This is a genomic window from Rhodococcus sp. WMMA185 (assembly GCF_001767395.1).
Classification (GTDB): domain Bacteria; phylum Actinomycetota; class Actinomycetes; order Mycobacteriales; family Mycobacteriaceae; genus Rhodococcus_F.
Window position 1 is genome coordinate 771570 of sequence record NZ_CP017014.1, and the last position, 26165, is coordinate 797734.

Here is a 26165-nt window from a genome sequence, read left to right on the forward strand (position 1 = left end):
CCTCTCTAGACGCTCAGTATGGCCTTCTTGACGAGATACGGCTCGATCCCCTCAGTGCCGCCCTCCTGACCCCATCCCGTGTCTTTCACACCGCCGAAAGGGATTTCGCAACGGGAGCAGTTGTAGTCATTCACACCGACGATGCCTGCCTGAACGTCCGCCGCTGCGGCACGGGCGATGCGTGCCGAGTCGGTGATCACGAACGCGGCCAGACCGACGTTCACCGAATTTGCTTGCTCGACCGCATTCTCGTACGTGGAGAACCCAATCACCGGTGCGACCGGCCCAAACGGCTCTTCTTGCAGGATACTGGCTCCGTCGCCGATGTTCTTGATTACGGTCGGCTCGAAGAAGAAGCCTTTCGTGTCGACGCGCCTGCCGCCGGCGACGATCTCGGCGCCATGTGCGACGGCATCGTCCACGAGGCTCTGCACAGCCCGTACGCGATCGTTCGACAACAGCGGTCCCATGGCGGTATCCGGGTCGAGCCCACTGCCGAGCCGGATACCGCGGGCCGTCTTCGCGAACTCGTCGACGAAGCGTTCGAGCACGTCTTCGTGCACGATGAATCTGGTCGGCGAGACGCAGATCTGCCCGGCGTTGCGGAACTTCCACTGCGCTGCATTCCTCGCCGCCTCCTCGACGTCCACGTCGGGGAAGACCAGCACGGGTGCGTGGCCGCCGAGTTCGAGGGTGGAACGCTTGAGTCCCTGCGCCGCGAGTCCGGCGATGATCCGGCCGACCCGAGTGGAGCCGGTGAAGGAGACCTTGCGGATGTGGCTGCTGCCGATCAGGCGCTCGGACACTTGGGCCGCCTCGCCGTACACAGCCTGGACTGCCAGTGGCGGGACGCCCGCCTCGTGCAGCGCCTTGACGATTTCGTAGCTCGCCGAGGGAGTTTCCGAGGGTCCCTTGAGGATGACGGAACATCCGGCCGCCAGCGCGGGCGCCACCTTCCGCCCCGCGGCGAGCGCGGGGACATTCCACGGTGTCAGGGCCACCACAGGGCCCACCGGTTCGCTCACGACGAGGTGTCGCGCATGCAGTACACCCGAGATGACGCGGCCGTATGTCCGGCGTCCTTCCTCCGCGAACCAGCGGAACAGGTCGATCGTGGCCTGCCACTCGGCCTTTGCCTCGCGCACCGGCTTTCCCTGCTCGAGCGTCAGAGCGGTGCTGATCGAATCGAGCCTTTCCTCGAGCAGGTCCGCCGCCCGCAGCAATACCGCAGCCCGGTTCCTCGGGTTCTCCGCCCTCCACTCCTCGAATCCCTGTGCTGATGCTGCGGCGGCGCGGTCGAGCAGCTCGGGTCCGGCTACGGGGAGATACGCAATGGTTGATTCGTCCGCCGGATTGATGATCGGGACGGAAGAGGAGACATCGCCCAAGCTCAGCGATTGTCCGTCGAGGAGCATTTCGATCTCGGGATACTCCGCGCTGGGTACTACGGCAGCAGTCATCGCAGATCGTGTCCCCGGCCTGCCCGCAGCAGCATTGCCTGGCGCACGCGATCCTGCGCGAGGGCTCGTGCGGCACGGTGTGGGGTGAGCCGCTCCGCGGAGGATTTCTCCGCCACGGTCCGCACGTTTGCGCTGATCTTCTCGGAAGTGGTGCGGAAGACTGCGGCCAGGTCCGGGCGGAAGGGCGAGTACCGCGCATCCATGCTGTAGGAGGCGGCGATGGTTCCGCCGGAGTTCGCGATGAAATCGGGAACGACAGGCACATCTCGGGAGTGCAGAAGGTCGAGCGCGTCGGTCGAGATGGGGAGGTTGGCGCCCTCGACGATGAATCTGGCCTTGATCGCAGACACCAGGTCGACGTCCACAACATCCTGAGTTGCTGCCGGAATCAATACGTCGGCATTCGTGGTCAGCTCGGCGCCCAACGGTGAGGTGGGGATGCCGTAGTGCTCTACGCACGCGTCACCGTAGGTGGCGCGTAACGCGAGCAGTGCCGGGATGTCGAGCCCGCCCGGATCGAGCAGCGCACCCTTGGAAGTCGACACCGCCACGATGGTGGCTCCTTCCTCAGCCAATCGTTTAGCGGTTGCGGCACCGACTGCGCCGAGACCCTGAATTGCGAACGACGCCTGAGCCGTCTCGAGGTCGTGGATGTCGAGAATCGTCATCGCGGCCTCGGCCACACCATGACCTGTCACACCCAACTCGTCGTAGGGAATTCCGCCGAGGACCGCGGGGACACCCACCGCGGCTCCGCGGTCGCCCAGTTCGTCCTGGATGATCGCGGCGTCGTTCTCGGTCAGGCCCATGTCGAGCCCGAACACGTACTCCCGCGGAACTTCGTTGGAGAGCTTGCGCGCGAAGGCACGGAGCACTGCTTCCTTGTTCGGGCCTGCAGGATCGCCAAGAATACCGGCCTTGGCGCCACCGAAGAACAGATCGTTCGTGGCCCATTTCCAAGTCATGACCCGGGCGAGTCGGGCGACCTCACCCACGGTCAGGGTCGGGGACATTCGGGTGCCGCCCTTTCCCATTCCTCGGGCGGAGTTGTCGATGACCAACACACCCTTCATCCCTGTCTTGGCGTCGGAAACGACGACGACCTTCTCCGGCCCCCATTCGTCGATGTCGGGGAAGAGGTCTTGCATTACTGGCTCACTTCCTTGGTCATAGAAATTTCGCTGGTTTCCTTCATCCGCCACGCGGCAATCGCGGTGCCCAGTGCGGTGGCGATGAGGTAGAACGCGGGGAACATGCTGATGCCGGTGCGGTCGATCGCGAAGACCAACATCAACGGGGCTGCCCCACCGAACACCGCGGTGGAAAAGTTGTATCCAATTGCGTACGCGGTCACTCGAATTCGAGTCGGGAACAGTTCTGCGAGCGCGGCGTGAATGGTGCCCGTGTATGCGGCGAACGTGACTCCCAGCACCACCAGGCCTATGATCAGGAATCCAATTCCCTTGTCCAGGAGCGCGAACGACGGAATAGCTATGATCATGACGAGGATCGACGAGAACAGCAGGACGGGCCGGCGGCCGATGCGATCCGAGGTGATGGCGCCGATCGGGATCACGAGCAGCATCACCATGATTGCGAGGGCGGTCGCGCCGAAGGCCTGCTGCTGCGAATAGTCGAGGTTGACCATGAGATAGGTCGGCATGTAGGTGAACAGGGCGTAGTAGCCCGAGCTGTTCAGCAACGCGAGGGCTGCACAGAGCACGATGGCACGACGGGTCGTCTTCGCGGCGAGCGCTGCACGCAGCGGCTCGGGCTTTTCTTCCCGACGCTGCTCCTGGATCTCACGGAAGGCGGGCGATTCGTCGAGGTGCCGTCTCATGTAGAGCCCGATGAGAGCGAGCGGAAGCGCGAGCAAGAAGGGGATTCGCCAGCCCCACTCGTTGATCTGGTTTTCGGTCAGGGTCGCTGCGAGAGTGAGGCCGGCGATGTTGCCCGCGAAGAGTGCGATGAATGCACCGGACTGGCCCCAGCACATGAGGAATGCGCGGCGACCAGGGGGTGCGTGCTCGGCGACGAACGACATGGCACTGACCACCTCCCCGCCAGCCGACAGGCCTTGCATCAGGCGGAACAGCACCAAGATGATCGGCCCTGCGATCCCGATACTGGTGTACCCGGGCAGGACGCCGATTCCGACTGTCGCCAGCGATATCAACAAGAGCACTCCGACGAGGACACGCTGGCGGCCGATCCGGTCGGCCAGGTACCCGCACAACACGCCACCGAAGGGGCGAGCGACGAACGGGACTGCGAAGACGGCGAAGGTCGCCAGAAGCGCCGCCGTCGGGTCCGAGGACGAGAAGAACGTGTATGCGATCGGAACGGCGAGAAACCCGTAGATTCCGTAGTCGTACCACTCCACGACCTGGCCGATCGCAGCTCCGGCGGCCACCCGGCGGGGCGTGCTCGGCGATCGCTGCGGGCCCGGTCGAGATTGCACTCCGGCCACGGATGCACTCATTGTCGGCTCCCTTGTGCGTGACTGGGCGCACGCCGGTCGACGCGGCCGTCGGTCTCTGTCTGGATCTCGATCAGTCGGAGCCCTGTCGAGTCGGCGAATTCGCCCAACGCAATCGAGAATTCTTCCGGTGTGCGTACCTGCTGTGCGTCCCCGCCATAGGCGCGTGCCAGTGCGGCGAAGTCGGGATTGGCGAGCCCGGTGCCGCTCACGCGTCCAGGAAAGCGCCTTTCCTGGTGGTCACGAATCGTCCCGAACCGGCTGTTGTTCACAACGACCACCAGGACGTCGAGTCGATACTGGCTCACCGTCGCCAGTTCCTGGCCATTCATCAGGAAGCAACCGTCGCCGGCGAACGCGACGACGCGTCGATCGGGAAATGCCAATGCTGCGGCAACCGCGGCTGGGATGCTGTAGCCCATGGCACCACTCTGCGATCCCGCGAGCGAAGGGTACGTGGAGAAGCGGTGGAAACGCTGTGGCCATCCGGTGTAGTTGCCTGCGCCTGTTGAGACGATGGCATTGGTATCGATGTGTTTGTTGAATACCGCCATGAAGGCCGGAGCCGGGTCCTCCGCGCTGTACATTTCGATCAGCGCGTCATTGTTCACACACAGTGCGCGAAGCACACCGCGCCACCGTGCCCGCTCCGCGGTCGGAGGAATCTTCTGCGGCAGCGCATTCAAGAACTCTTCTGGTGGCGAAGGAATCGCGACATCGGCGACCACGATGCGATCGAGCGAGTCAGGATCGGGATAGACGTGCACCACCTTGGCGCGTCGTTCAGGGTCGCGAAGTGTGGGGAACTCGCTCAGTGTCAACGCATCCGGGCGAGTGCCGAGCAGTATCACGAGATCGGCTTCTCGTTCGAGCTGCTCTGCCAGGCCCGGTGTTGTGCGCAGGCCGAGAGTGCCGACGAAGGCTTCCGAGTCGTTGTCGATGACGTCCGCGCACCGTACTGCGGCAACCACGGGAATATCGGAGGTTTCGGCGAATCGGCGCAGGCGGTTGCATGCCTCGGAGGTCCATCGTGTGTGCCCCACGACGATGACCGGCGACCGGGCGTTACCCAGCATCTGTACGACTCGCTCGATGTCCGCCGGATGCGGCCAGGACCGCATCGGAGCAGGAGGCTCGAGGATCGGCGCAGTCGTCTCGTCGGTGAGGACGTCCTCGGGAAGCACCACGACCACAGGGCCCGGCTCCCCGGATATTGCTGTGTTCATCGCCCGCGCCACCAGTTCGGGAGTCCGGTCGGCCTGGTTGATCTCGATGACTTCCTTGGCGATCGTCCCGAACATTGCCGAGTAGTCCACCTCTTGGAACGAGCGGTTGCCCTTGTTCCTACGCGGCACCTGCCCGATGAACAGGACCATCGGGCTCGCATCCTGTGACGCCACGTGCACACCGATGCTGGCATTGGTGGCGCCTGGTCCTCGGGTGACCATGCAGATTCCGGGCTTGCCGGTCAGTTGGCCGTGTGCCGCTGCCATCAACGCGGCACCTCCCTCTTGTCTGGTGATGATCACCTCGACCGAGGAGTTGTGTTCGTAGAGGCCGTCCAACACGGCGAGGTAGCTTTCGCCCGGCACGGCGTAGACCTTGTCGGCTCCGTGCGCGACGAGTTGCTCGACCACAGCATGGCCGGCCATGCGTGGTCCGGGTCGATTATCCATTTTCTGGGGATTCGCTTCCTATTTGGTCAGAAGGATTGGGCCGGTCGGGGTGAGGATCCACATCTCCTCGGCTCCGATGGCGTGGTTGCCGAAGGGCCATTGGATTTCGCATGCGCCGTAGTCACCGATTCGCAGTTGCTCGGCCTCACCAACCCGGAATTCGGAGGAGAACGACTCTTGCCTGCCCATCAGATGACCGACGTTGCGCATCGCGTAGCGGGTGTCGAGGTCGATGCCCGAAGGCCACAGACCGGCCGAAGAGAGCAGGCTGCGTTCCGACCGAATGCGTTCGAGGACGTGTCCATGCAGGTCCGCGAACACGACACCGGGACGCAGCTGATCGGCGATCGTCTCGCGAACGATCTTCTGGAAGGCCTCGTAGACACCGGTCGCCTCGTCACTGCCGAGGTAGGTTCTCGCAACGTCCGAGGTCGCAAGCGTGACTCCGTCGACGACGACAGCCAACCCGGCATCGAGCTTCAGCGACGTCGTACCGAGATCGAGGTCATACGGTGCCGCCAGACACGGATGCAGGGTTCGAGTCCCGGCATGACAGTTCGAGAAGAACTCGTTGATAACCCCTTCGACACCAATGGATTTGGCGAATCTGCGGGCATACTGCAGGTACTTGTGCTGGACGTCGCGCTCGGTGATCGCGGCCCGAGTGGAGATCTGATCCCTCGCCCAAGTGATCGCCTCATCGAGGGCGTATCTGCTCGCTGCCGTGACGATGATCAAGGCGGGGAGGTACTGGTAGTCGCGGCGTTCACGCCACTTCGCGATCGCATCGGAGCCGTAGTCGAGAGTGAACCCCTCGGATCGCAGAGCTGCGGCTATCCCGATCGGGAGGTCGTTCTCCTCGACGAGGATCCTCCGGGCTCGGCTGGCCCGTAGCGCCGGTAGCGGATCCGCGGAGAACAACCGAACCTCACCCGAGTTGCGCGCGTATATCGCACCGGCGTAGGTGGCCGAGGGTTTTCCGAGTAGCTCTTCGGTGTTTATCGGTGACGTTGCGAGGAGTGCGTCAGCGCCGCGCTGTGCCAACAACTCCTCGAGATCGGCGAACCGGGTGTCGGACGTCCATTCATCCATCAACGGGCCCAACGGCGCCAGATCCTCCGAGGCAGCCACCAGCTTCTGGGCTGCGGGACGAATCTGGTTCAGCAGTTCTCGAAATCGCTGCTCGACGGTCTGTGTGTCCAGGGTCTGCGTGTCCAGCGTGTGGGTTCCCTCGGCAACGGCACGAATTGAGGGCTCCGATTCCCGAATCCGCAGTGTGACGCGCTCAGCGATCGCATCGAATCGGGCAAGGATCAGATCTGGATCGACTTCGACCGCCTGCCCACCGGCCAGTTTCTCGACAGCGGCGGAGAGCGAGGGCTCGACGCGATCACGCTCAGCGTTGAGCGTCATGTACGGATCGTGATAGACCACGTTGGCCTCGGCCAGGGTCGATACCTCGATCGCGCCACGTTCCTGGTGGCGAACGAGCCAGGTAGGCGGCTGCTCGTCGTCCTCGACGAGCAGCGGTGTGGTCATGCCGAGCGCGTCACGCCGGAGGCGCGGACTGAGAAGCGCGGTCCTCGCATCGAACCCTCGCGCGCAGAGTTGGTCGAGATTGGATACCAGACGCACTTCGACTCCAAACGGTATACGATGTGATATATCGAACGGTAGGGACGCAGTGTGATGCTGTCAACATCGGGAGTGGAGAACGTAGTGTCGACGGTCATGCAGACAGGACTAGTTGGACAGTCATCCCGGGCCGGTACGGGTCGTGTTCCATTGGCAGATCGCGCCCTGCGAGAGATTCGTCGGGCGATCCTCGAGGGCGAGTTGCTCCCCGGGGCTGCGTTGGTCGAGGCGGACCTCGTTCAGCGGCTCGACATGTCAAAGACACCGATTCGTGAAGCCTTGCGCCTTCTGGCGCACAGCGGCCTCGTCACCAGTGACGCCTTCCGCACCTGGCGCGTCAGCCGGCTGTCCGACGACGAGATTCGAGACATCTACGAAGTCCGCGCGATCTTGGAGTCGCAGGCGGTCCGCTCAGCGAGTGCGGTAGCCGACGAGAGCCGAGCCAAAGAGCTCACGTCCCTCATCGAACGAGCCGAGGTCCTATTGGCCGAGGGGTCACTACACGGCCTCGCCGCCATCAATCGGACACTGCACCGGAAGCTGGTTGCCGATTGCGGCAACCAGGAAGTGATCCGCATTCTGACCACCTACGAGGAGCGTTTGTGCCTGGCCATCGTGGGCGGGTGGCACAGAATCAACACCAGCGCCGAGGAGTTGGAGGAGCACCGCTCGATCGTCGAGGCCTTCATCCGAGGAGAGGCGGACCGGGCAGCCGAGCTGATGAAGGTCCATATCGAGAACTTCGCGCATCTTCACGGCGCACCGAGCGCTCTGGGCGGCAACAGCTCGGGTCCGGCCGGGGGGAAGACGCCAGAAAGCGGATAGGCCGCGATCGGAGGTCAGCGCGAGCTCGCGGAACGCAGGCATGCGATCACCATGCTGCGCAATACCTTCCGCGTCCGCGACGGTGTCTTGGGGTCTGCGCTGTGGGGCGTCGAATTGATGAGGCCGAACGTTGCGTGTGCCTTGGTGCGGGCATCCGTTTCGTCAAGGCTCGGATCCACTTCGAGTAGCACCTGCACCCACACCTCTACATACTTGCGCTGCGTTTGCCGGACTTCTCGCCGTGCCTCGGCCGGAAGGCTTTCGAGATCGCGGTCCTGAATTCGAATCAGGTCGGGTTCGCCGAGCGCGAAGTCGAGGTGGAAGTCGATCAGGCCCTCGAGTGCGTCCTCCGGGGTCGGGGCCTTCGCGACAACGCCGGAGCCGCCCTCGAGCAGTCGTGTGCTGATCCCCACCAACAGTTCGACCAGGACGGCGTCCTTGTTGGGGAAGTGCCGGTACACGGCTGGGCCGCTGATGCCGACCGCGGATCCGAGATCCTCGAGGCGGACACCGAGGAAGCCGCGTTCAGCGATGAGGCGTGCCGCGGCGTCCAATAGCTGCCGGCGGCGATCGGCCTTCATCTGCTCCCTGCGAGTGATCGGTGTCGGCCCCGCAGCGTCGTCAGGTGTCGTGATGGGAACTTCGTCGGCCTCTGTCGTGGAGGTCAGGGCTGCGGTGCCGTCGACGTCTGTGGTCATCGCATTTCTCCCTCGGCCGCGGTCTGGACAACTCAGTTAATCACAGTTATCTTAGTTTCAGTTATCGAGTATTAACTCAATAGGTTCGGGCGTCAAGACGAGAAGGCGGCAGGATGGCACTGGGCGGAACCACCGTGCGAGAGGGCTACCGGGCAGAGCACACCAACCTGGTGGACGAGCTTCGCTCGAAGCTTGCCGCCGCGGCTCTGGGCGGTAGTGAGAAGTCGCGTGAGCGCCACGTCAGCAGGGGCAAGCTGCTGCCCCGTGATCGGGTCGACACCCTGCTCGATCCCGGCAGCCCCTTCCTCGAGATCGCCCCACTCGCGGCGAACGGACTCTACGACGACGAGTGTCCCGGCGCGGGCATCATCGCCGGCATCGGCCGGGTTTCCGGGCGAGAATGCGTCATCGTCGCCAACGACGCGACCGTCAAGGGCGGCACCTACTATCCGATGACGGTGAAGAAGCACTTGCGGGCGCAGGAGATCGCTCTGCAGAACCAATTGCCGTGCATCTATCTGGTCGACTCGGGCGGCGCGTTCCTGCCGAGGCAAGACGAGGTGTTTCCCGACCGCGAACACTTCGGCCGCATCTTCTACAACCAGGCCACCATGAGTGCGAGAGGCATCGCGCAGATCGCGGCCGTCCTCGGTTCCTGCACTGCCGGCGGCGCCTATGTTCCGGCGATGAGCGACGAGGCGGTCATCGTGCGCAACCAGGGCACCATCTTCCTCGGCGGCCCGCCCCTCGTGAAGGCGGCGACAGGGGAGGTCGTCACGGCGGAGGAACTCGGCGGCGGAGACCTTCACTCGAAGGTCTCCGGCGTGACGGACCACCTTGCGGAAGACGATCAAGATGCGTTGATGATCGTGCGCGACATCGTGGCGACGCTCGGACCGCGTGCGCAGCGCCCGTGGGACGTGGCCTCGCCCGCACCTGCGCCGGCGCCGCAGACCGACCTCTACGACGTGGTCCCCACCGATCCGCGCACCCCCTATGACGTTCACGAGGTCGTCACCCGCATCGTCGACGGCGGTGAGTTCCATGAGTTCAAGGCCGAGTACGGCAAGACGCTCGTCACCGGGTTCGCGCGCATCGAAGGACATCCCGTGGGGATCATCGCGAACAACGGAGTGCTCTTCGCCGAGTCGGCGATGAAGGGCGCACACTTCATCGAGTTGTGCGACAAGCGCAGTGTTCCCCTGGTGTTCCTGCAGAACATCGCCGGGTTCATGGTCGGCCGCGATTACGAGGCGGGTGGCATTGCCAAGCACGGCGCCAAGATGGTCACGGCCGTGGCGTGTGCTCGTGTGCCCAAACTGACCGTCGTGATCGGCGGTTCGTACGGTGCGGGCAACTACTCGATGTGCGGGCGGGCCTATTCGCCGCGCTTCCTGTGGATGTGGCCGAACGCCCGCATCTCCGTGATGGGTGGCGAGCAGGCGGCATCGGTGCTCGCGACGGTGCGCAGCGACCAACTCGACAGCGCGGGCAACCCCTGGTCTGCACAGGACGAAGAGGCGTTCAAGGCGCCGATTCGTGAGCAGTACGAGGCGCAGGGCAATCCGTACTACTCGACCGCCAGGCTGTGGGACGACGGCATCATCGATCCAGCCGATACCAGAACTGTTCTCGGACTGGCCCTCTCGGTGTGTGCGAACGCGCCGATCGAGCCGGTCTCCTACGGCGTCTTCCGGATGTGAACGGACATGACTGACATGACTCGGATAGACACTGTCCTGGTGGCGAACCGCGGCGAGATCGCGGTTCGCGTCATCCGCACGCTGCGGGCCATGGGAATTCGCTCCGTCGCCGTGTTCAGTGAGGCGGATCGAGACGCGCGGCACGTGCGCGAGGCCGATACCGCGGTGCTACTCGGTCCGGCCGCAGCACGCGAGAGCTATCTCGCCATCGAGAAGGTGATCGCGGCAGCGCAGGCCACCGGCGCTCAGGCGATCCATCCCGGATACGGTTTCCTTTCGGAGAACGCGAAGTTCGCCGCGGCCTGTGCCGACGCGTCGATCGAATTCCTCGGCCCCTCGGCGCACGCCATCGAGGTGATGGGCGACAAGATCACCGCCAAGAACGCGGTGGCAAAGTTCGACGTTCCCGTCGTCCCCGGAGTAGCGCGTCCCGGTCTCTCCGACGAAGAATTGATCTCAGCCGCCGAGGACATCGGGTATCCGGTGCTCGTCAAGCCGTCCGCGGGTGGTGGCGGCAAGGGAATGCGCCTGGTGGAGGAACCGGCCGGGCTGGCCGAAGCGTTGCTCAGCGCACGGCGGGAGGCGGCGTCCGCGTTCGGTGACGACACGCTGTTCCTCGAGCGATTCGTGTTGCGGCCCCGGCACATCGAGGTTCAGATCCTCGCGGACAAGCACGGAAACGTAGTGCACCTCGGCGAACGCGAGTGCAGCCTGCAGCGTCGTCACCAGAAGGTCATCGAGGAGGCTCCGTCGCCGCTGCTCGACGAGGCAACCAGGGCCCGGATCGGTGAGGCTGCCTGCAACACCGCCCGAAGCGTCGACTATTCCGGTGCCGGAACGGTCGAGTTCATCGTCTCCGCAGACGCGCCGGACGAGTTCTTCTTCATGGAGATGAACACCCGCCTTCAGGTGGAGCATCCCGTCACCGAACTCGTGACGGGGCGCGACCTCGTCGAGTGGCAGGTGCGGGTGGCGGCGGGGGAGCGTCTGGGCTTTACTCAGGACGACATCACTCTCACTGGTCACGCCATCGAAGCCCGCGTCTACGCCGAGGATCCCGCCCGGGGGTTCCTCCCCACGGGTGGCATCGTCAGCGACGTGGTCGAACCCGTCGGTCCCGGTGTCCGCATCGATTCCGGCCTGCAGCCGGGAACGGTCGTCGGCAGCGACTACGATCCGATGCTCGCGAAGGTCATCGCGCATGCCGGCGATCGTGCGGCTGCGTTGCGGAAGCTGGACCGTGCGCTTGCCGGTACCGGTGTACTCGGAGTGGTCACCAATATCGAGTTCGCGCGATTCCTGCTCGCCGATCCCGACGTCGTGGCTGGGAGTCTCGACACGGGACTTCTCGACCGGCGGCTCGCCGACTTCGTCGCGGCGGAGGCGCCCGATGTCGCGCTGATCGCCGCCGCGGCATTCCGGTGGCTGCAACGTTGGCCGGACGCTCACTCGGCCGACCCCTGGGATGTTCCGAGCGGATGGCGTATCGGGTTTCGGGCGCCCACCAGCATCAGGTTGGCCTCGCCCACTCGAACGGATCATGTTCACATCACAGGCAGCCCGTCTGAGGCCGCGGTGCGGGTCGAGGGTGGGGACACCTTGCCGCTCACGGCCTCACTCGACGGTTCGACGTTGTCAGTGGTGATCGATGGACACCGGCAGACCTATCGGGTTGCCCAGTCCGACGGGCACATCTGGCTTGCAGGTTCCGAGGGCACGACGATGCTTCGCGAGGTACGGGAGGAAAGCGTCCGCACCGGCGATGTCCACGCCGGCGAGGCCGAGATCACCAGTCCCATGCCAGGATCCGTCATTGCAGTGGGAGCCGAGCCTGACGCTACAGTCACCGCTGGTCAGCCACTGATCGTGGTCGAAGCCATGAAAATGGAGCATTCGCTCACCGCGCCCATCGACGGAGTCGTCGACATACTTGTGACGCCCGGCGATCAGGTGGTGGTCGACCAGCTTCTCGCACGAGTCATTCCGCACACCGACACGAAAGAAGACGCGTCATGACCGATTTCCTTGCCACCGGCCAGTTGCCCGATGAGTATCAGCAGTTGGCCAAGACCGTCGCCGACTTCGCCAAGAACGTGGTGGCACCGGTTGCGGCGGAACACGACGCAAACCACACCTTTCCGTACGAGGTCGTGTCGGGCATGGCGGACATGGGCCTGTTCGGGCTCCCGTTCCCGGAAGAGTACGGCGGAATGGGCGGCGACTACTTCGCCCTCTGCCTGGCGCTCGAAGAACTCGGCAAGGTGGACCAGAGCGTGGCCATCACCCTCGAGGCAGGCGTTTCCCTCGGCGCAATGCCGGTGTTCCGTTTCGGCAACGAGGCGCAGAAGCAGGAGTGGTTGCCGCAGCTGACCAGCGGCAAAGCGCTCGCGGCATTCGGACTGACCGAACCGGGCGCGGGGAGCGATGCCGGCGGCACGAAGACCACCGCGAAGCTGGTCGGGGCGAGCGAAGCGACGGGGGGTGGATCGAGCGGTGAGTGGATCATCAACGGCAGCAAGCAGTTCATCACCAACTCCGGAACGGACATCACCAAGCTCGTCACCGTCACCGCGGTGACCGGTGTGAACGAGGGCGGTAAGAAGGAGATCTCGACCATCCTCGTCCCGACGTCGACTCCCGGCTTCACCGCGGAACCTGCGTACAACAAGGTCGGGTGGAACGCCTCCGACACCCATCCGCTCACCTTTGCCGATGTCCGGGTTCCCGAGGAGAACCTGCTCGGTGAGCGCGGCCGGGGATATGCCAACTTTCTGCGAATCCTCGACGAGGGCCGCATCGCCATCGCGGCTCTCAGTGTGGGAGCGGCGCAGGGATGTGTCGACGAATCCATCAAGTACGCGAAGGAACGCGAGGCGTTCGGACGTCCCATCGGGCACAACCAGTCCATCGCGTTCAAGATCGCCCGGATGGAGGCGCGGGCGCACACCGCGCGAACGGCGTACTACGACGCCGCCGCACTGATGTTGGCGGGCAAGCCGTTCAAGAAACAGGCGGCGATCGCCAAGCTCGTCGCGTCCGAAGCGGCAATGGACAACGCTCGTGACGCCACTCAGATCCACGGCGGCTACGGGTTCATGAACGAGTACCCGGTGGCGCGGCACTACCGGGACAGCAAGATCCTCGAGATCGGCGAGGGCACCACCGAAGTGCAGCTGATGCTGATCGCGCGGGAGGCAGGCTTGTGAGCGAAGAAATGGAGCCGACCCGAATCGTTCAGCGGGGCTTGTGGTTCGACGAGTTCGAGCTTGGCGCGGTGTACGAGCACCGCCCGGGACGCACGATCACCGAGGCGGACAACGTTCTGTTCACAACCCAGACGATGAACACCCAGGCGTTGCATCTGGACGCGGCCTACAGCGCCGGTACCCAGTTCGGCGAGCGCTTGGTCAATTCGATGTTCACGTTGTCGACCCTCGTGGGTTTGTCGGTGGCCCAGCTGACACAGGGGACGATCGTCGCGAACCTGGGCTTCTCGGAGATCAGCTTCCCGAAGCCTCTGTTCCACGGCGACACGCTCTACGCGGAGACGCGGATCGCGGACAAACGAGAGTCGAAGAGCCGGCCAGGAGAGGGCATCGTCACGCTCGAGCACACCGGCCGGAACCAGAACGGTGAGGTCGTTGCGATCGCGGTGCGCAAGACGCTCGTCCAGAAGAAGCCATCGTGAGCTGGGTGCTACCCGGGCCGGCCTGGCTGTTCTGCCCCGCCGACCGCCCGGAGCGCTACGCGAAGGCCGCCGCTGCGGCCGACGTGGTGATCCTCGATCTCGAGGACGGAGTCGCGCCTGCACACAAGGAAGCCGCGCGGATCGCTCTCATCGATACCCCGCTGGATCCGGATCGCACGGTGGTGCGAGTCAATCCGGTGGGCACCGACGACCACGAACTCGACCTCCTGGCCCTCGACGGCACCCACTACACCCGGTTGATGTTGGCCAAGTGCGAGTCGGCCGATCAGGTGCTCTCGCTCGCGCCACGGGAGGTGATCGCGCTCGTCGAGTCGCCCCTCGGGGCGCTCGCGGTCGGCGAGATCGCCCTGGCGGCCGGCACCATCGCAGTGATGTGGGGTGCGGAAGACCTGGTGGCCGCGATGGGCGGCAACTCCAGTCGCCGCGAAGACGGCAGCTACCGAGACGTCGCGACGGCGGTGCGGTCGTCGACGTTGCTGGCAGCCAAGGCGTACCACCGACACGCCCTCGACTCGGTCTACCTCGACATCAAGGATCTGAACGGGCTCCGCGCCGAGGCCGACGATGCCGTAGCGGTTGGTTTCGACGCCAAGGTGGGTATCCATCCCACTCAGATCGAGGTGATCCGCGACGCGTACCTGCCCTCCGAGGAGGATATCGACTGGGCCAACCGGGTCCTTGCTGAGGCCCTCGTTCAGCGGGGCGTCTTCGCATTCGAGGGACAGATGGTGGATGCGCCGGTGCTTCGTCACGCAGAGTCGATTTTGCGACGCCGGTCCGGCCCGCATACCGACCGGGCGAGTCGATGATGAGGTGGTCGAGAGGTGGCGCGCCGAACGGGCCTCGACGTCATATGCGGAGGTCGCCGTGAGGCTCAGGACTCGAGCTTCCCGTAGTCGACGGTGTACCACCGCTCGGGTCGCATCCGGATCAGGACGGCCTTGTCGTCGAACGACTCGCTGATGAACGCCTGCGCCTCGGTTTCGGGCAGATATCTGCGCACGAGTGGGAGGACGTCATCGGGGTTGACGGCGTCCTCGAACGTGGCAGCCCCCGACACGCTGACGTACCGGTACGGCGGCGCCTCCTGCTGTGCACAGAGGCTGAACCTGCCGTTTGCCCGAATGAGTCGTTCCTTGACGGTGCCGCGGTTGGTCCACACGACCACGTCGCCGCCAGGGGAGTAGTCGTACCAGATCGGCACTGTGAGGGGTGGCCGGTCGACTTGCTCCGCGGCGATCACCCCCACGTGTACGTCGGCGAGGAACTGCTCGCGTTCGTGTTCGGTCATGGTGATCGTCGACATTTGTGGCTCCTCACATGAGAGTCCGGTCGACTCCCACGGTACGTCTCGTCGCAGGACCGTCGTCCGTTCGAATCGAGGTCCGGCGATCTTGCCGAGATGTTCGTCCACGACGAGGACGTCCGGGGCCCACAGAAGCACTGGTCGGTGCGCGCGTTGCCCGATCGGTTGTAGGACGAACTCTGGGTCGTCGCGACCGAAAACGGATGAGTAACTTCCACGGGTTCACCCTGCGGGTTGTCGTCGACGGTCGGCGTTGGAGAATTAGGTCAAGAGTCGATTCGATCGGGAGAAAACATGTCTGACAAGACGACGTCCGTAATTGTTGCTGGAGCCCGCACGCCGATGGGGCGCTTGCTGGGCTCGCTGAAGAATATGTCGGGGTCGGATCTCGGTGGGGTGGCGATCCGGGGCGCGTTGGAGAAGGCGGGAGTTTCTCCGGATCAGGTGGACTACGTGATCATGGGGCAGGTGCTTACCGCTGGAGCGGGTCAGATTCCGGCGAGGCAAGCGGCAGTGGCTGCTGGAATCCCGATGGGGGTGCCGGCTCTGACGATCAACAAGGTGTGCTTGTCGGGGAGTTCCGCGATTGCACTGGCGGATCAATTGATTCGGGCAGGAGAGTTCGAGATCGTCGTCGCCGGAGGTCAGGAGTCGATGTCTCAGGCGCCGCACATGCTGGAGCGGTCGCGAGAAGGCTTCAAGTACGGGGATGTGACGATGCGGGATCATATGGCCTACGACGGGTTGCACGACATTTTCACCGATCAGGCGATGGGAGCTCTGACGGAGTCGAAGAATCAGGCGTCGGGTCAAGGGATTTCCCGGGAGGAGCAGGACGAGTTCGCGGCGGCGTCGCACCGGAATGCGGCGCGGGCGTGGAAGGACGGCTTGTTCGACGACGAGGTGGTTCCCGTGCCGGTTCCGCAACGTCGAGGGGAGCCCGTGATGGTTTCTTCCGATGAGGGAGTGCGCCCGGATACGTCGGTGGAGTCGTTGGCGAAGTTGCGCCCGGCATTCTCCAAAGACGGAACGGTGACCGCGGGCAGTGCGTCGCAGATCTCCGACGGTGCGGCTGCGGTGGTGGTGATGAGCCGCGCGAAGGCGGAGGAGCTGGGGCTGGAGTGGTTGGCGGAGATCGGGCCACACGGCGTGGTGGCGGGTCCGGACTCGTCGCTGCAGCTACAGCCGGCGCGGGCGATCGAGAAGGCGTGCGCGCGGGAGGGGATCGATCCGCGGGACTTGGACCTGATCGAGATCAACGAGGCCTTCGCCGCTGTGGGGATTGCGTCGACGCGCGAGCTGGGTGTGGATCCGGCGCGGGTGAACGTCAACGGCGGGGCGATCGCGATGGGGCATCCACTGGGGATGTCGGGGGCACGGATCACGTTGCACGTGGCGATGGAGCTGCAGCGTCGCGGTGGTGGCGTCGGGGTGGCGGCACTGTGCGGCGGCGGTGGCCAGGGCGACGCTCTCATTGTGCGCGTCCCCAAGAGCTAGCAGACAATTGAGCGCGGAGTAGCAGATCGCTCTCGGGAAGGATTTTGTTCCATGGCCACCGAACCGCAATGGATGCCAACTGAAGCTGACGTTCGCAACGCGGCGATTACCGACTTCGCCGCGTTCGTGTCTCGGCGCCACGGTGTCACCGTTGACGACTACCAGGCGCTGTGGCATTGGTCGGTGTCCGACCCGTCCGCTTTCTGGCAGGACATTTGGGATTATTTCGACCTCAGGTCGGCAACGGAATTCGGGCCCGCCCTGGCGGACGACTCCATGCCGGGAGCGGTCTGGTTTCCCGGTGCCGCGCTCAATTACGTCGACCAGGTCTTCCGCAATGCACGCGCCGACGGGCCGGCGATCATCTACGCGGGTGAGGCGGCCCCGGACCGGACGATCGGATGGGACGAGCTGCGGACGCAGGTCGCGGCCCTCGCCGCAACTTTGCGTGAGAACGGCATCGGGGTGGGCGACCGCGTCGTCGGATACCTTCCCAACATTCCGGAAGCCGTCATCGCCTTCCTTGCGACGGCTTCGCTCGGGGCGGTGTGGGCGGCGTGTGGACAGGACTACTCGGCGCCGGCCGCACTCGCTCGCCTCGGTCAACTCGAGCCCAAGGCGTTGATCACCGCAGACGGCTACCGGTTCGGAGGCAAGGCGCACGATCGGCTCGATGCCGTATCCCACCTGCGAGACGAGTTGCCGAGCCTTGCCCTCACCGTGGTGACGCCGAACCTCGGTGCAGCGCCAGTCGACAGTGCAGCGGCAGGCGACGGTGCAATGACAGCCGACGGCATCGTATCCTGGACCGAGGCGACCGACCGAGACGCGGAGCTCGAGATCACCGACGTCCCGTTCGACCATCCGTTGTGGGTGGTTTTCTCCTCGGGCACCACTGGTAAGCCGAAGGGAATCGTGCACGGTCACGGCGGTGTGCTCCTCGAGCACGTGAAGTCGATGGCTCTGCAGTTCGATATCGGGCACAAAGACACACTGTTCTGGTACACGAGCCCGAGTTGGATGATGTGGAACTTCCAGACGGCGGGGCTGCTGGTAGGGTCCACCATCGTCTGCTACGACGGAAGTCCGTCGTTTCCGGCTCCGGATGCGTTGTGGTCCTTGGTATCACGGCTGGGCGTGACCGTAGTCGGGACCAGTCCGGCGTACATCCTCGCATGCGCCAAGGCCGGGGTGGTACCCGTGCGCGAGCACGATCTCGGTGCGCTCCGCGCTGTCGGCGTCACGGGGTCGACCCTTCCTGCGGAATCGTCACTGTGGTTGTCCGAGAATGTCGGTCGCTCCGTTCCGGTCGTGAGTATCACCGGCGGGACCGATGTGGTGTCGGCGTTCATCGGAGGAGCACGGGTTGTCCCGGTATGGCCGGGCGAGTTGTCGGCGCCATACCTCGGGGCTGCGGTCGACGCCTTCGACGAGTCGGGCAGGCCGGTCCGGGACGAGGTCGGCGAGCTCGTCATCACGGGACCGATGCCGTCGATGCCGGTATCGTTCTGGAACGACCCGGACGGAAAGCGTTACCGAGAAGCATATTTCGACTTCATTCCGGGTGTGTGGCGGCACGGTGACTGGATCACGATCACCGGTCGGGGGACTGTCCAAATGCATGGCAGGTCGGATTCCACCCTGAACCGCAATGGGATTCGAATGGGAAGCGCCGATATCTACCAAGTGGTGGAGAAGATTCCGGAGATCGCAGAAGCGTTGGTGATCGGTGTGGATCTCGAGGACGGTGGGTATTGGATGCCGCTCTTCGTGGTCCTCGTGGGCGACGCGGAACTGGACGAAGACTTGAAAGACCGGATTCGCGGAGCAATTCGCGAGCAGGTGTCGCCCCGCCATGTGCCCGACGACATCATCGCCGCTCCCGGTATACCGCATACGCGTACGGGCAAGAAGCTGGAAGTTCCCCTCAAGAGGATCCTTCAGGGTGCCGATGTGCGTCGCACAGTCGATGCCGGTGCCGTCGACAACCCCGACCTGCTCGACTGGTTTGTTCAGTTCAGGCGGTGAAAGCGATCGGCGCCACGGATGGCTCGAGCCTGGCATTCGAGCGGGCAAGTGCTTCCAAGTGGTGCGAGAACCTGCTTTGCCGGTATCGAGACGGTGACAGCGCGCCGCGCGTAAACTTCGGGTAGACGGTCGCAAACTGTGCTGGATGTGTGCCCGACGCGGCCGCATGAGAATCATGGGGGGCGGCATGGTCATCGACTACAACCAAGGCCTCATCGCTGAGAAGTACGAGAAGACCAAGGACTTTCCCGTCCGATCCCGAATCGAGGCGTATTCCTTCCTGAAGCACGTCGGCGACGTGGAGGGCAGGAAGGTTCTCGACGTCGCGTGCGGGTGCGGGGATTTCACCCGAGTTCTGCGCCGAGCTGGTGCCTCCCCGATGGTGGGGCTGGACATCTCCGAAAAGATGATCGGCCTGGCACGAGAAGAGGAGGAGCGGGAACCGCTGGGCATCGAATATATCGTTGCCGATGCCCGCTCGGTTGTGCCGCAGCAGGATTTCGACGTCGCGGTCGCGGCCTACCTGCTCATGTACGCGCAAGATCGAGACGAACTCGGGCGCATGTGTCGTGGCCTGGCGTGCCGCGTGAAGTCGGGAGGCCGCTTCGTCACCATCACCACCAATCCGGACTTGTACTCGTTTGAGCGGGTGCCCAACTACCGCAAGTACGGATTCGAGATAGAGCTGGCCGAGTCCGTTTTTGACGGAGCGCCGATCACGTTGACGGCGATCCTGGATGATTCCTCCCTGGCGATCGTGAACTACTACCTTCCGATCGCCGCTTACGAATCGGCCTTCCGTGATGCAGGCTTCCGTGATTTCACGGTGCACATGCCCGAACTGTCACCCGCGCCCACGGCAGACGACGAGGGAGACTACTGGGACGACTATCTGAATTATCCACCCGCAGTGGTCATGGAGTGCATCCGGGATTGACCGTTGCGCTGAGAGTATTTGTCTTGCAATTGATCATGAGACCTTGGATGAGCTCTGCGGTGTTGGCGGGAAGTCCAACAGCAATAGAACCGAGACCTTTCTGATGCAGGGAGTTCCGATTTCCACAGGGCGAGATCACGTCTGACGTACTGCAGGTGTGTCATGAGTATTGCCCCGATTGCGCCGGGTGCGCGATAGTGAGGTAGTGGGGGAAGTCGATTTGTGCTACGCCTCGATCTCCGATCTGTCTCGGGACTTTGACAGCGGGGTGTTGTCCCCTGTGGAGGCGACCCGAGCCCATCTGGAGCGTATCGATCGGCTCGACCCTGACCTGAACGCCTACGTGACGGTCATGGAGGAGAACGCTCTCGCGGATGCGAGGCGGGCCGAGCAGGAGATCTCCCGCGGCGAACACCGGGGACCCCTTCACGGCGTTCCGATTGCCGTGAAGGATCTGGTCTGTACGGAGGGCGTTCGGACCACCGCTGGTATGCCGATCCACCGAGACTTCGTCCCCAGCTATGACGCAACGGTGGTTTCTCGACTGCGCCGTGCCGGAGCAGTGCTGCTGGGGAAGCTGAACCTGACCGAGGCTGCTGGAGGTGAGTACCATCCCGACCTCCCTGCGGTGGTGAATCCGTGGAACTCGAGTTTCTGGGCCGGGGCGTCATCGAGCGGCTCTGCCGTCGCCACCGCGACCGGAATGTGTACGGCCAGCCTCGGAAGCGATACGGGCGGCTCTATTCGCAACCCGTGCAACATGAACGCAGTCACCGGCATCAAGCCGACATGGGGACGTGTCAGCGTCCATGGCGTGTTCGCGATGGCGCCGTCGCTGGACGCTGTCGGACCGATGGCGCGAAACGCCGAGGATGCGTACCACATGCTGCGAGCCATCGCCGGTCCCGACGTGAACGACCCGACCGCCGTCAGGGCTGAGGTACCCGACTACTCCGTGGGTCCGCCCGAGATGCAAGGGATACGGATCGGGTTCGATCCAGAGGCCGCGTTCGACGGTGTCGAGCCCGCGGTGGTGAAGGTCGTGCGCGATGCGCTGGCAATGTTGGAGAGCCTGGGCGCGGACATTCGTCAGGTGTCGCTGCCGTCCACAATGGGGCTGGCAGCCGGATGGGGCGCCTACGCGGGGACCGAGGCCGCAGTTGTGCACGAAGAGACGTTTCCGTCCAGGTCCACGGAATACGGTCAGTGGATGCGGGAGCTCCTGGGTTCCGGGTACGCGGTGTCGGGTATGGATATCGCCCGCATCGAAAACGAGAGGCGACTTTTCGCCGGGAAGCTCGCGGGACACTTCGAGAACGTCGATCTACTCGTTCTTCCCGTCTTGCCCTTGGCTGGTTTGACGCTCGATCGCTTTACACGGTTGCTGTACGACTCCGACGATCTGCCGACCGTCTTCCGGTACACCGCCCCGTTCAACTTCTCCGGCAACCCGACGATCACGCTTCCGGGCGGCTTCGACGAATCCGGCGTGCCGATCGGTTTTCAACTCGTGGCGCGCCACCTCGACGAGCTACTCCTGGCTCAGGCGGGAAGTGCCTTTCAGAGTGCGACCGACTGGCATCTTCGCCGACCACCGTCCGTGTCGGTGTATGAGTTGTCGATGCCGAAACCTGCCTCGTGATCGGCCGGGTCAGGTCCACTGGAACGACATCTCTTCAGCCACACCGAGATTCCTGCAGAGCTTGTGGATTCCGCTGAAGTCTTGGACCAGCTTCGAGTGGCTGGTGTCGTGCTCGGCGTCGTCGATCATCGCGTGGCCGCCCTCGAGTTCCATGAGTTCGACGATTGTGCGCCACGTGGAGTAGTCGTTGCTGCTGAATGCGTTCATCGCATGGACAAGTCCGTCCAGGAAGTGGCGACGTTCGTCGGGCCTGAGGGTGTCGTAGACGATGCCTGCGATCTCGTCGGCGATCGAGGAATGGCAGTATTCGTCTCGGTTGTGCAGTCGCACCGTCGCCCGATTGATCGGTTGTATGACGTCGTTCTCCGAAATCAGGTCGAGGTACGAGCTGATCGAGACCTCGGCCACCGTCATGAATGCAAAGAGGGAGATCGCTTTTCGCCTGGAGTCGGGGTCGGCAGCCGCCACCTCGCGCTGACGGCGCAATGTCATGACATCGGGCAGGGCGTCGTTCGGTAGGGCCCACCCTCGCTGTCTTCGGGTGACCGCACTGGCATTCAAGTGCATGAGCGTGTGGTACTGCTCATCCACCATCGCTTGGTGCACGGCCAGGGCGAATGTGTCACCGAGTCCGGTGTCCAGACCGTCGTGCGCAACGAGATCGAAGCCGGGATTCACGACGTACTGTTCGATGTCCATGACGTTCTTGTTGAAGGCGATCCACGCCCACGCCCGCAACTGGTCCTGCTGGTCGTCGGTCAGTCCGAGGAACCGGTCATGGTCGGCAAAGGGCAGCAACTCGTTCGGGTAGTCCCGCTTGTCGCGATCGAATAGTTCGTCGAGGTCCGGTTCCGGCTTCTTGACGGTGGCCCGCTGCCCCCAGTTTCGGACCAGCCGAGTGATCACGGCGCTCTCGACCGGATCGGTCGGGTCGTGTTCCGGAAGCGAGTGCTGAGGACTCATGACGAGTCTCCTTTCCTTTCCCGCGAACGGGGCGCTGTGCGGTGAAGGCGTTTATCGCTGAACAGATCGGCACACAGCTCGGCAAGGGGTACCTTCTGGTCGCCGAGGGCCGATGTCGCTCGCGACATCAGTGAGGCGAAGTCGTCCTCCGATCCGTGCTCCACGGTGTCGACTACGGCCGTCAAAGCGGTGATCAGTGCGCGGCGGGCTTCGCCGGCGAAAGGATTGCCCACCTGGATGTCTCGGTACACCTCCGGTACCCCGCTGCCGACACGGGCAAGAAGCGCGAGAGACACGAGATGGGGCGGAGCGCCTACCTCGGCCAGTTCGGCGCCGTCCACACCGAGTTCGGCGAGGGCGAGGCCGAACCCGAGAACCGCGGCGTGGGTCAACGCTTGAGTGGATGCTGTGAGCCGGTCGTGGTGCTCGGCGTCCAGGTGCACGACCGACGACCCCCACCCGGACAGCGTCGACAGGAACCAGGCGACATCGCCGAGATCCCGATACGTCACCGCCGCGATCGGGCGACCTGCCGGATCGAGCGAGGGCGCGAACATCGGGTTGATACCTACTGCGCTGTTACGCAGTGCACTCGCGCGTAGCGCCGCGTCGAAACGCGACTTCACCGACAGCGTGTCGACGAGGAGAGCACCGTCAGCCAACAGTGCGACGGCGGTCGGGATCGATTCCAAGGCAACGACCTCGGGGACCGCGAGGATCACGGCGTCTGCCCCCGCGATGACCGACCGGACCTCTGGGGAAGGGTCGGTGACATCACCTTTCACCTGGTCGGCGTCCGACCGGTCGGTGAATCGGACATCGATGGTGCGAACCGTGTGCCCATCGCCGCGCAGACGGTCCACCAGCATCCTGCCTACGTCACCGGAACCGCCGATCACGGCGACGGTTCGAGCAGACGAGGCCGGGCCGTTCACTGCCCGATCTCGTTCGGCCTGTCCGCGGTCACCGCCAGTGCTCGCAACATGGTGGCGGCCTTGATCATCGCCTCGTCGAATTCCGATTCCGGATCGGACAACGCCGTGATAGCACCGCCGATGCCGAAGGTCACCTCCGTGTCGGTGGCAACGATGGTGCGAATCACGATCGACAGGTCGGCGGCACCGTTCAATGAGAAATAGCCGATCGAACCTGAATACACGCCTCGCGCCCCCGACTCGAGGCGATCGATGATCTCCATGGTCCGGATCTTCGGGGCACCGGTCATCGAACCACCGGGAAAGGCGGCTCGGACGCACTCGACGACGGAGGCATCCGCACTGAGAGTTCCACGCACGGTCGATACGAGCTGATGAACAGCGGCATACGTTTCGACATCGAAGAGCTTGGGCACGTGAACGGAACCGGGGATGCAGACTCGGGCCAGATCGTTGCGGGTCAGGTCTACGATCATCAGATTCTCGGCACGATCCTTCTCGCTGTCGAGCAGGTCCTGCCGTAGTGCCGCGTCCTTCGCGGGGGTGACGCCGCGGGGTCTCGTTCCCTTTATGGGTTTGGACTCGACCGACCGGTCCGCACGGATTTTCAGGAACCGCTCGGGGGAGGCACTGAGTACCGACATCCCCGAGAACTGGAGATAGGCGCTGTACGGGGTGGGGCTGATGGACCGCAGTAGTTCGAACGTGCGCAGGGGATCGATCGATTGGTCCACGCCCGCCATGTTGGTCAGGCACACCTCATAGGACTCGCCGGCCCTGATCTCCTCTTGCGAGGAGACGATGTGTTCGAGGTACTTGTCGTGTTCGTGACGCAGAGAAAGCTCGGCGGAGTCGGGTTTCCTGATCGGTGACACAGTGCCTGACGAATGGTCCGGTTCGGCCAGTCTGTGTAGAGCCGTCTCCATTTCATCGAGCCATCGGTGCTGTTCGGGGTCATCTTGTTGATCACTCAGGCACAGCGCGTAGGTGCGCTGGGCGTTGTGGTCGATGATCACCGCGCGATCGGCGAACACCAGCGCGGCGTCCGGGGTGGGCGAGTCGTGGACCGCGCCGCCGCCGGTCTCGGACTTGAGTTCGTATCCGAGATATCCCACGTAGCCGAGGCTGAACGGCACGCCGGGAAGACCTGGCACCGATCGGGCCTGCAACTGTCGCTCGAGATAGTCGAAGAACGGCGCATGCACCTGTTCGACGGGCAACCCCTCGCGCGCAATCCGAACGATCGACTCACTGACGTCGTACGTGATGTATTCCGCGCGGGGGCCTGAACAGTTGCCCATGATGGTGAAGCGGGAGTCTGGCTCGGATGCGGAAGTGCCATCGAGCCAGAACGCGTTGGGCCCGTCCGCGAAGAGGTCCTCGAAGGTGGTGCGCGGGTCGACCTCGTGGTCGACCCGCACTTTCTGGATGACATATGGCGCCCGGGGAATCGGTATCTTGCGCATCGTGCTGCGCTGCGGTGTGCCGGAATGCGTCGGTGTCAGGTCCCGGAAGTTCGCGAGCAGCTCGTGCCCGAAGGCGGTGCTGATGGATTCAGGGTGGAACTGCACGCCGAACAGAGGTCGAGTCCGATGTCGAACGCCCATCAACAGTCCGTCATCGGTCCAGGCTGTGGCTTCGAGGTCGTCCGGTAGATCCCGGACGATCAGCGAGTGATAGCGAACCGCGGGAAACGGTGACGGGATTCCGGCGAAGAGTTCGGAACCATCGTGGTCGACGAGGGACACCCGTCCGTGCATGGGTTCGGGTGCGAGGACGACGCTGCCCCCGAATAGTTGGCAGAGTCCCTGGTGGCCGAGGCACACCCCGAGTATGGGGAGTTCGGTCTCAGCGATGATCCGGGCACTGATGCCGAAATCGCGCCGGCGCTCGGGCCGTCCGGGTCCGGGCGAGATGACGATGTTGTCGAACTCGGACCAGGGGATCGAATCCCATTCCACGTCGTTGTGCACGACAGTGGGTGGCTCGCCGTTCACCTCTGCGAGCAGTGTGAACAGGTTGTAGGTAAAGGAGTCGTAGTTGTCGACCAGCAGCGTCCGGGTACTCATCGCGACTCCGCATTGGCAGAGGAATCAGCGCCGTGTCGAGTACGGGGGCTGTTCTCGCGGTGGTCTCGCCCGTTCGTGTCCGGGCTAGGTGCGTCGGCATTGATTACCAAGTCCTCGAGTCGGCATGTTTCGGCGATGAGGAGGTCGTAGAGCGCATCGAAGAACTCGGGGGACAGTGAGTGGCGGTCGGCGTATTCGCGTGCGCGCTCGTGCACAAAGTCCATACGGCCGGGTTGCATCAGGGGGATGTGTTCGCGGCGCTTCAATTCACCGATGCGCAAGCACACTTCAAGGCGTTGGCGAACCGCGTCGAGGAGAGCCGCGTCGACGGTGTCGAGTTCTGTTCGCAGAGTGTCGAGCGTGTGCTCCGCGGGCGATTCTGGCTCCTCTCCGGAATCGTCGCCGTTCCGTCGCCCAAGGGAGAAGTGCATGGTCGCCTCGCTCACTCGATTGGCCGTTAGAGTTTTCCTACCGACCAACGCGTGTTGTTCATGGTTCGTTCCATCAGTATCCAGGATCGCCGGGTGGGCTGTCTTGCATCGGATGGATACTTGCCAGATGGTTGTTATCCGGAAGTCGCCGTTTCGGTTTCGTGACTCGGAG

The 26165-nt window shown here is 63.9% G+C and carries 21 protein-coding genes; 10 read left to right on the forward strand and 11 right to left on the reverse strand.

Features of this window, described 5'->3' with window-relative positions:
* Positions 1-5: 5 nt before the first annotated feature.
* From BFN03_RS03315 to BFN03_RS03335, 5 genes are read right to left on the reverse strand one after another with little or no spacing between them, the layout of a single operon-like run.
* Complete coding sequence (locus tag BFN03_RS03315) at positions 6-1460, reverse strand: NAD-dependent succinate-semialdehyde dehydrogenase (protein ID WP_070377816.1); 1455 nt, start codon at positions 1458-1460, stop codon at positions 6-8.
* Complete coding sequence (locus tag BFN03_RS03320) at positions 1457-2608, reverse strand: Glu/Leu/Phe/Val family dehydrogenase (protein WP_070377817.1); 1152 nt, start codon at positions 2606-2608, stop codon at positions 1457-1459. Before BFN03_RS03320 ends, BFN03_RS03315 begins: the two co-directional genes overlap by 4 nt.
* Positions 2608-3942 carry an MFS transporter gene (locus BFN03_RS03325; RefSeq protein WP_070377818.1) on the reverse strand — a complete coding sequence of 445 codons (1335 nt, stop codon included), beginning with the start codon at positions 3940-3942 and terminating at the stop codon, positions 2608-2610. The genes BFN03_RS03320 and BFN03_RS03325 overlap by 1 nt, the downstream gene beginning before the upstream one ends.
* The gene (locus BFN03_RS03330; RefSeq protein WP_070377819.1) at positions 3939-5591 is read right to left on the reverse strand and encodes a thiamine pyrophosphate-dependent enzyme; all 1653 of its coding nucleotides are present in this window, start codon (positions 5589-5591) and stop codon (positions 3939-3941) included. Before BFN03_RS03330 ends, BFN03_RS03325 begins: the two co-directional genes overlap by 4 nt.
* A 42-nt stretch (positions 5592-5633) precedes the next feature.
* Entirely contained in the window at positions 5634-7250 is a 1617-nt protein-coding gene (locus BFN03_RS03335; RefSeq protein WP_070377820.1) for a M24 family metallopeptidase, read from the reverse strand.
* Positions 7251-7346: 96 nt separating this feature from the next.
* Here BFN03_RS03335 and BFN03_RS03340 point away from each other — a divergent pair, with 96 nt between their 5' ends.
* Positions 7347-8075 carry a GntR family transcriptional regulator gene (locus tag BFN03_RS03340; protein ID WP_198163373.1) on the forward strand — a complete coding sequence of 243 codons (729 nt, stop codon included), beginning with the start codon at positions 7347-7349 and terminating at the stop codon, positions 8073-8075.
* Positions 8076-8089: 14 nt separating this feature from the next.
* Here BFN03_RS03340 and BFN03_RS03345 read toward each other — a convergent pair whose 3' ends face one another.
* Positions 8090-8773, reverse strand: a complete 684-nt coding sequence (locus BFN03_RS03345; protein WP_442971861.1) for an SACE_7040 family transcriptional regulator — start codon at positions 8771-8773, stop codon at positions 8090-8092.
* Positions 8774-8886: 113 nt separating this feature from the next.
* On the opposite strand from BFN03_RS03345, the gene BFN03_RS03350 reads away from it, so the two are divergent.
* From BFN03_RS03350 to BFN03_RS03370, 5 genes are read left to right on the forward strand one after another with little or no spacing between them, the layout of a single operon-like run.
* Complete coding sequence (locus BFN03_RS03350) at positions 8887-10476, forward strand: carboxyl transferase domain-containing protein (RefSeq protein WP_070377822.1); 1590 nt, start codon at positions 8887-8889, stop codon at positions 10474-10476.
* A 15-nt stretch (positions 10477-10491) separates the two neighbouring features.
* Positions 10492-12492 (forward strand): acetyl/propionyl/methylcrotonyl-CoA carboxylase subunit alpha, encoded by a 2001-nt coding sequence (locus BFN03_RS03355; RefSeq protein WP_070380578.1) that lies wholly within the window; start codon positions 10492-10494, stop codon positions 12490-12492.
* The gene (locus BFN03_RS03360) at positions 12489-13682 is read left to right on the forward strand and encodes an acyl-CoA dehydrogenase family protein (protein ID WP_070377823.1); all 1194 of its coding nucleotides are present in this window, start codon (positions 12489-12491) and stop codon (positions 13680-13682) included. Before BFN03_RS03355 ends, BFN03_RS03360 begins: the two co-directional genes overlap by 4 nt.
* Before the next feature lie 8 nt (positions 13683-13690).
* On the forward strand, positions 13691-14164 hold the full coding sequence (locus BFN03_RS03365) for a MaoC family dehydratase (RefSeq protein ID WP_070380577.1): 474 nt from the start codon (positions 13691-13693) through the stop codon (positions 14162-14164).
* A complete protein-coding gene (locus BFN03_RS03370; RefSeq protein WP_070377824.1) occupies positions 14161-14994 on the forward strand; it encodes an HpcH/HpaI aldolase/citrate lyase family protein in 834 nt (277 codons plus the stop codon). Before BFN03_RS03365 ends, BFN03_RS03370 begins: the two co-directional genes overlap by 4 nt.
* A 65-nt stretch (positions 14995-15059) precedes the next feature.
* Here the strand turns inward: BFN03_RS03370 and BFN03_RS03375 are convergent, their stop codons facing one another.
* On the reverse strand, positions 15060-15491 hold the full coding sequence (locus BFN03_RS03375) for a pyridoxamine 5'-phosphate oxidase family protein (protein WP_070380579.1): 432 nt from the start codon (positions 15489-15491) through the stop codon (positions 15060-15062).
* Positions 15492-15785: 294 nt separating this feature from the next.
* Here BFN03_RS03375 and BFN03_RS03380 point away from each other — a divergent pair, with 294 nt between their 5' ends.
* The 4 genes from BFN03_RS03380 to BFN03_RS03395 all read left to right on the forward strand — a co-directional run bounded on the left by BFN03_RS03380 (position 15786) and on the right by BFN03_RS03395 (position 21595).
* Positions 15786-16988 carry an acetyl-CoA C-acetyltransferase gene (locus BFN03_RS03380; protein WP_070377825.1) on the forward strand — a complete coding sequence of 401 codons (1203 nt, stop codon included), beginning with the start codon at positions 15786-15788 and terminating at the stop codon, positions 16986-16988.
* Positions 16989-17039: 51 nt separating this feature from the next.
* On the forward strand, positions 17040-19016 hold the full coding sequence (locus BFN03_RS03385; RefSeq protein WP_070377826.1) for an acetoacetate--CoA ligase: 1977 nt from the start codon (positions 17040-17042) through the stop codon (positions 19014-19016).
* A gap of 166 nt (positions 19017-19182) precedes the next feature.
* On the forward strand, positions 19183-19953 hold the full coding sequence (locus BFN03_RS03390; protein WP_232320424.1) for a class I SAM-dependent methyltransferase: 771 nt from the start codon (positions 19183-19185) through the stop codon (positions 19951-19953).
* Between the two features lie 205 nt (positions 19954-20158).
* The gene (locus BFN03_RS03395) at positions 20159-21595 is read left to right on the forward strand and encodes an amidase (RefSeq protein WP_070377827.1); all 1437 of its coding nucleotides are present in this window, start codon (positions 20159-20161) and stop codon (positions 21593-21595) included.
* Between the two features lie 9 nt (positions 21596-21604).
* On the opposite strand, the gene BFN03_RS03400 is transcribed toward BFN03_RS03395, so the two are convergent.
* The 4 genes from BFN03_RS03400 to BFN03_RS03415 are packed head-to-tail and all read right to left on the reverse strand — an operon-like array spanning position 21605 to position 25993.
* Positions 21605-22558 carry an AurF N-oxygenase family protein gene (locus tag BFN03_RS03400; protein ID WP_070377828.1) on the reverse strand — a complete coding sequence of 318 codons (954 nt, stop codon included), beginning with the start codon at positions 22556-22558 and terminating at the stop codon, positions 21605-21607.
* On the reverse strand, positions 22555-23493 hold the full coding sequence (locus BFN03_RS03405; protein ID WP_070377829.1) for a prephenate dehydrogenase: 939 nt from the start codon (positions 23491-23493) through the stop codon (positions 22555-22557). Before BFN03_RS03405 ends, BFN03_RS03400 begins: the two co-directional genes overlap by 4 nt.
* Complete coding sequence (gene pabB / locus BFN03_RS03410; protein ID WP_070377830.1) at positions 23490-25562, reverse strand: aminodeoxychorismate synthase component I; 2073 nt, start codon at positions 25560-25562, stop codon at positions 23490-23492. The genes BFN03_RS03405 and pabB overlap by 4 nt, the downstream gene beginning before the upstream one ends.
* On the reverse strand, positions 25559-25993 hold the full coding sequence (locus tag BFN03_RS03415; protein WP_070380581.1) for a chorismate mutase family protein: 435 nt from the start codon (positions 25991-25993) through the stop codon (positions 25559-25561). The genes pabB and BFN03_RS03415 overlap by 4 nt, the downstream gene beginning before the upstream one ends.
* Between the last annotated feature and the right edge of the window lie 172 nt (positions 25994-26165).

Excerpts from the sequence above, each read along its gene's own strand:
- BFN03_RS03315 (WP_070377816.1), bottom strand. The coding sequence starts at position 1,460 with ATGACTGCTGCCGTAGTACCCAGCGCGGAGTATCCCGAGATCGAAATG.
- BFN03_RS03320 (WP_070377817.1), bottom strand. The coding sequence starts at position 2,608 with ATGCAAGACCTCTTCCCCGACATCGACGAATGGGGGCCGGAGAAGGTC.
- BFN03_RS03325 (WP_070377818.1), bottom strand. The coding sequence starts at position 3,942 with ATGAGTGCATCCGTGGCCGGAGTGCAATCTCGACCGGGCCCGCAGCGA.
- BFN03_RS03330 (WP_070377819.1), bottom strand. The coding sequence starts at position 5,591 with ATGGCCGGCCATGCTGTGGTCGAGCAACTCGTCGCGCACGGAGCCGAC.
- BFN03_RS03340 (WP_198163373.1), top strand. The coding sequence starts at position 7,347 with ATGCAGACAGGACTAGTTGGACAGTCATCCCGGGCCGGTACGGGTCGT.
- BFN03_RS03345 (WP_442971861.1), bottom strand. The coding sequence starts at position 8,773 with ATGACCACAGACGTCGACGGCACCGCAGCCCTGACCTCCACGACAGAG.
- BFN03_RS03350 (WP_070377822.1), top strand. The coding sequence starts at position 8,887 with ATGGCACTGGGCGGAACCACCGTGCGAGAGGGCTACCGGGCAGAGCAC.
- BFN03_RS03355 (WP_070380578.1), top strand. The coding sequence starts at position 10,492 with ATGACTCGGATAGACACTGTCCTGGTGGCGAACCGCGGCGAGATCGCG.
- BFN03_RS03360 (WP_070377823.1), top strand. The coding sequence starts at position 12,489 with ATGACCGATTTCCTTGCCACCGGCCAGTTGCCCGATGAGTATCAGCAG.
- BFN03_RS03365 (WP_070380577.1), top strand. The coding sequence starts at position 13,691 with ATGGAGCCGACCCGAATCGTTCAGCGGGGCTTGTGGTTCGACGAGTTC.
- BFN03_RS03375 (WP_070380579.1), bottom strand. The coding sequence starts at position 15,491 with ATGTCGACGATCACCATGACCGAACACGAACGCGAGCAGTTCCTCGCC.
- BFN03_RS03380 (WP_070377825.1), top strand. The coding sequence starts at position 15,786 with ATGTCTGACAAGACGACGTCCGTAATTGTTGCTGGAGCCCGCACGCCG.
- BFN03_RS03385 (WP_070377826.1), top strand. The coding sequence starts at position 17,040 with ATGGCCACCGAACCGCAATGGATGCCAACTGAAGCTGACGTTCGCAAC.
- BFN03_RS03390 (WP_232320424.1), top strand. The coding sequence starts at position 19,183 with ATGAGAATCATGGGGGGCGGCATGGTCATCGACTACAACCAAGGCCTC.
- BFN03_RS03400 (WP_070377828.1), bottom strand. The coding sequence starts at position 22,558 with ATGAGTCCTCAGCACTCGCTTCCGGAACACGACCCGACCGATCCGGTC.
- pabB (WP_070377830.1), bottom strand. The coding sequence starts at position 25,562 with ATGAGTACCCGGACGCTGCTGGTCGACAACTACGACTCCTTTACCTAC.
- BFN03_RS03415 (WP_070380581.1), bottom strand. The coding sequence starts at position 25,993 with ATGCACTTCTCCCTTGGGCGACGGAACGGCGACGATTCCGGAGAGGAG.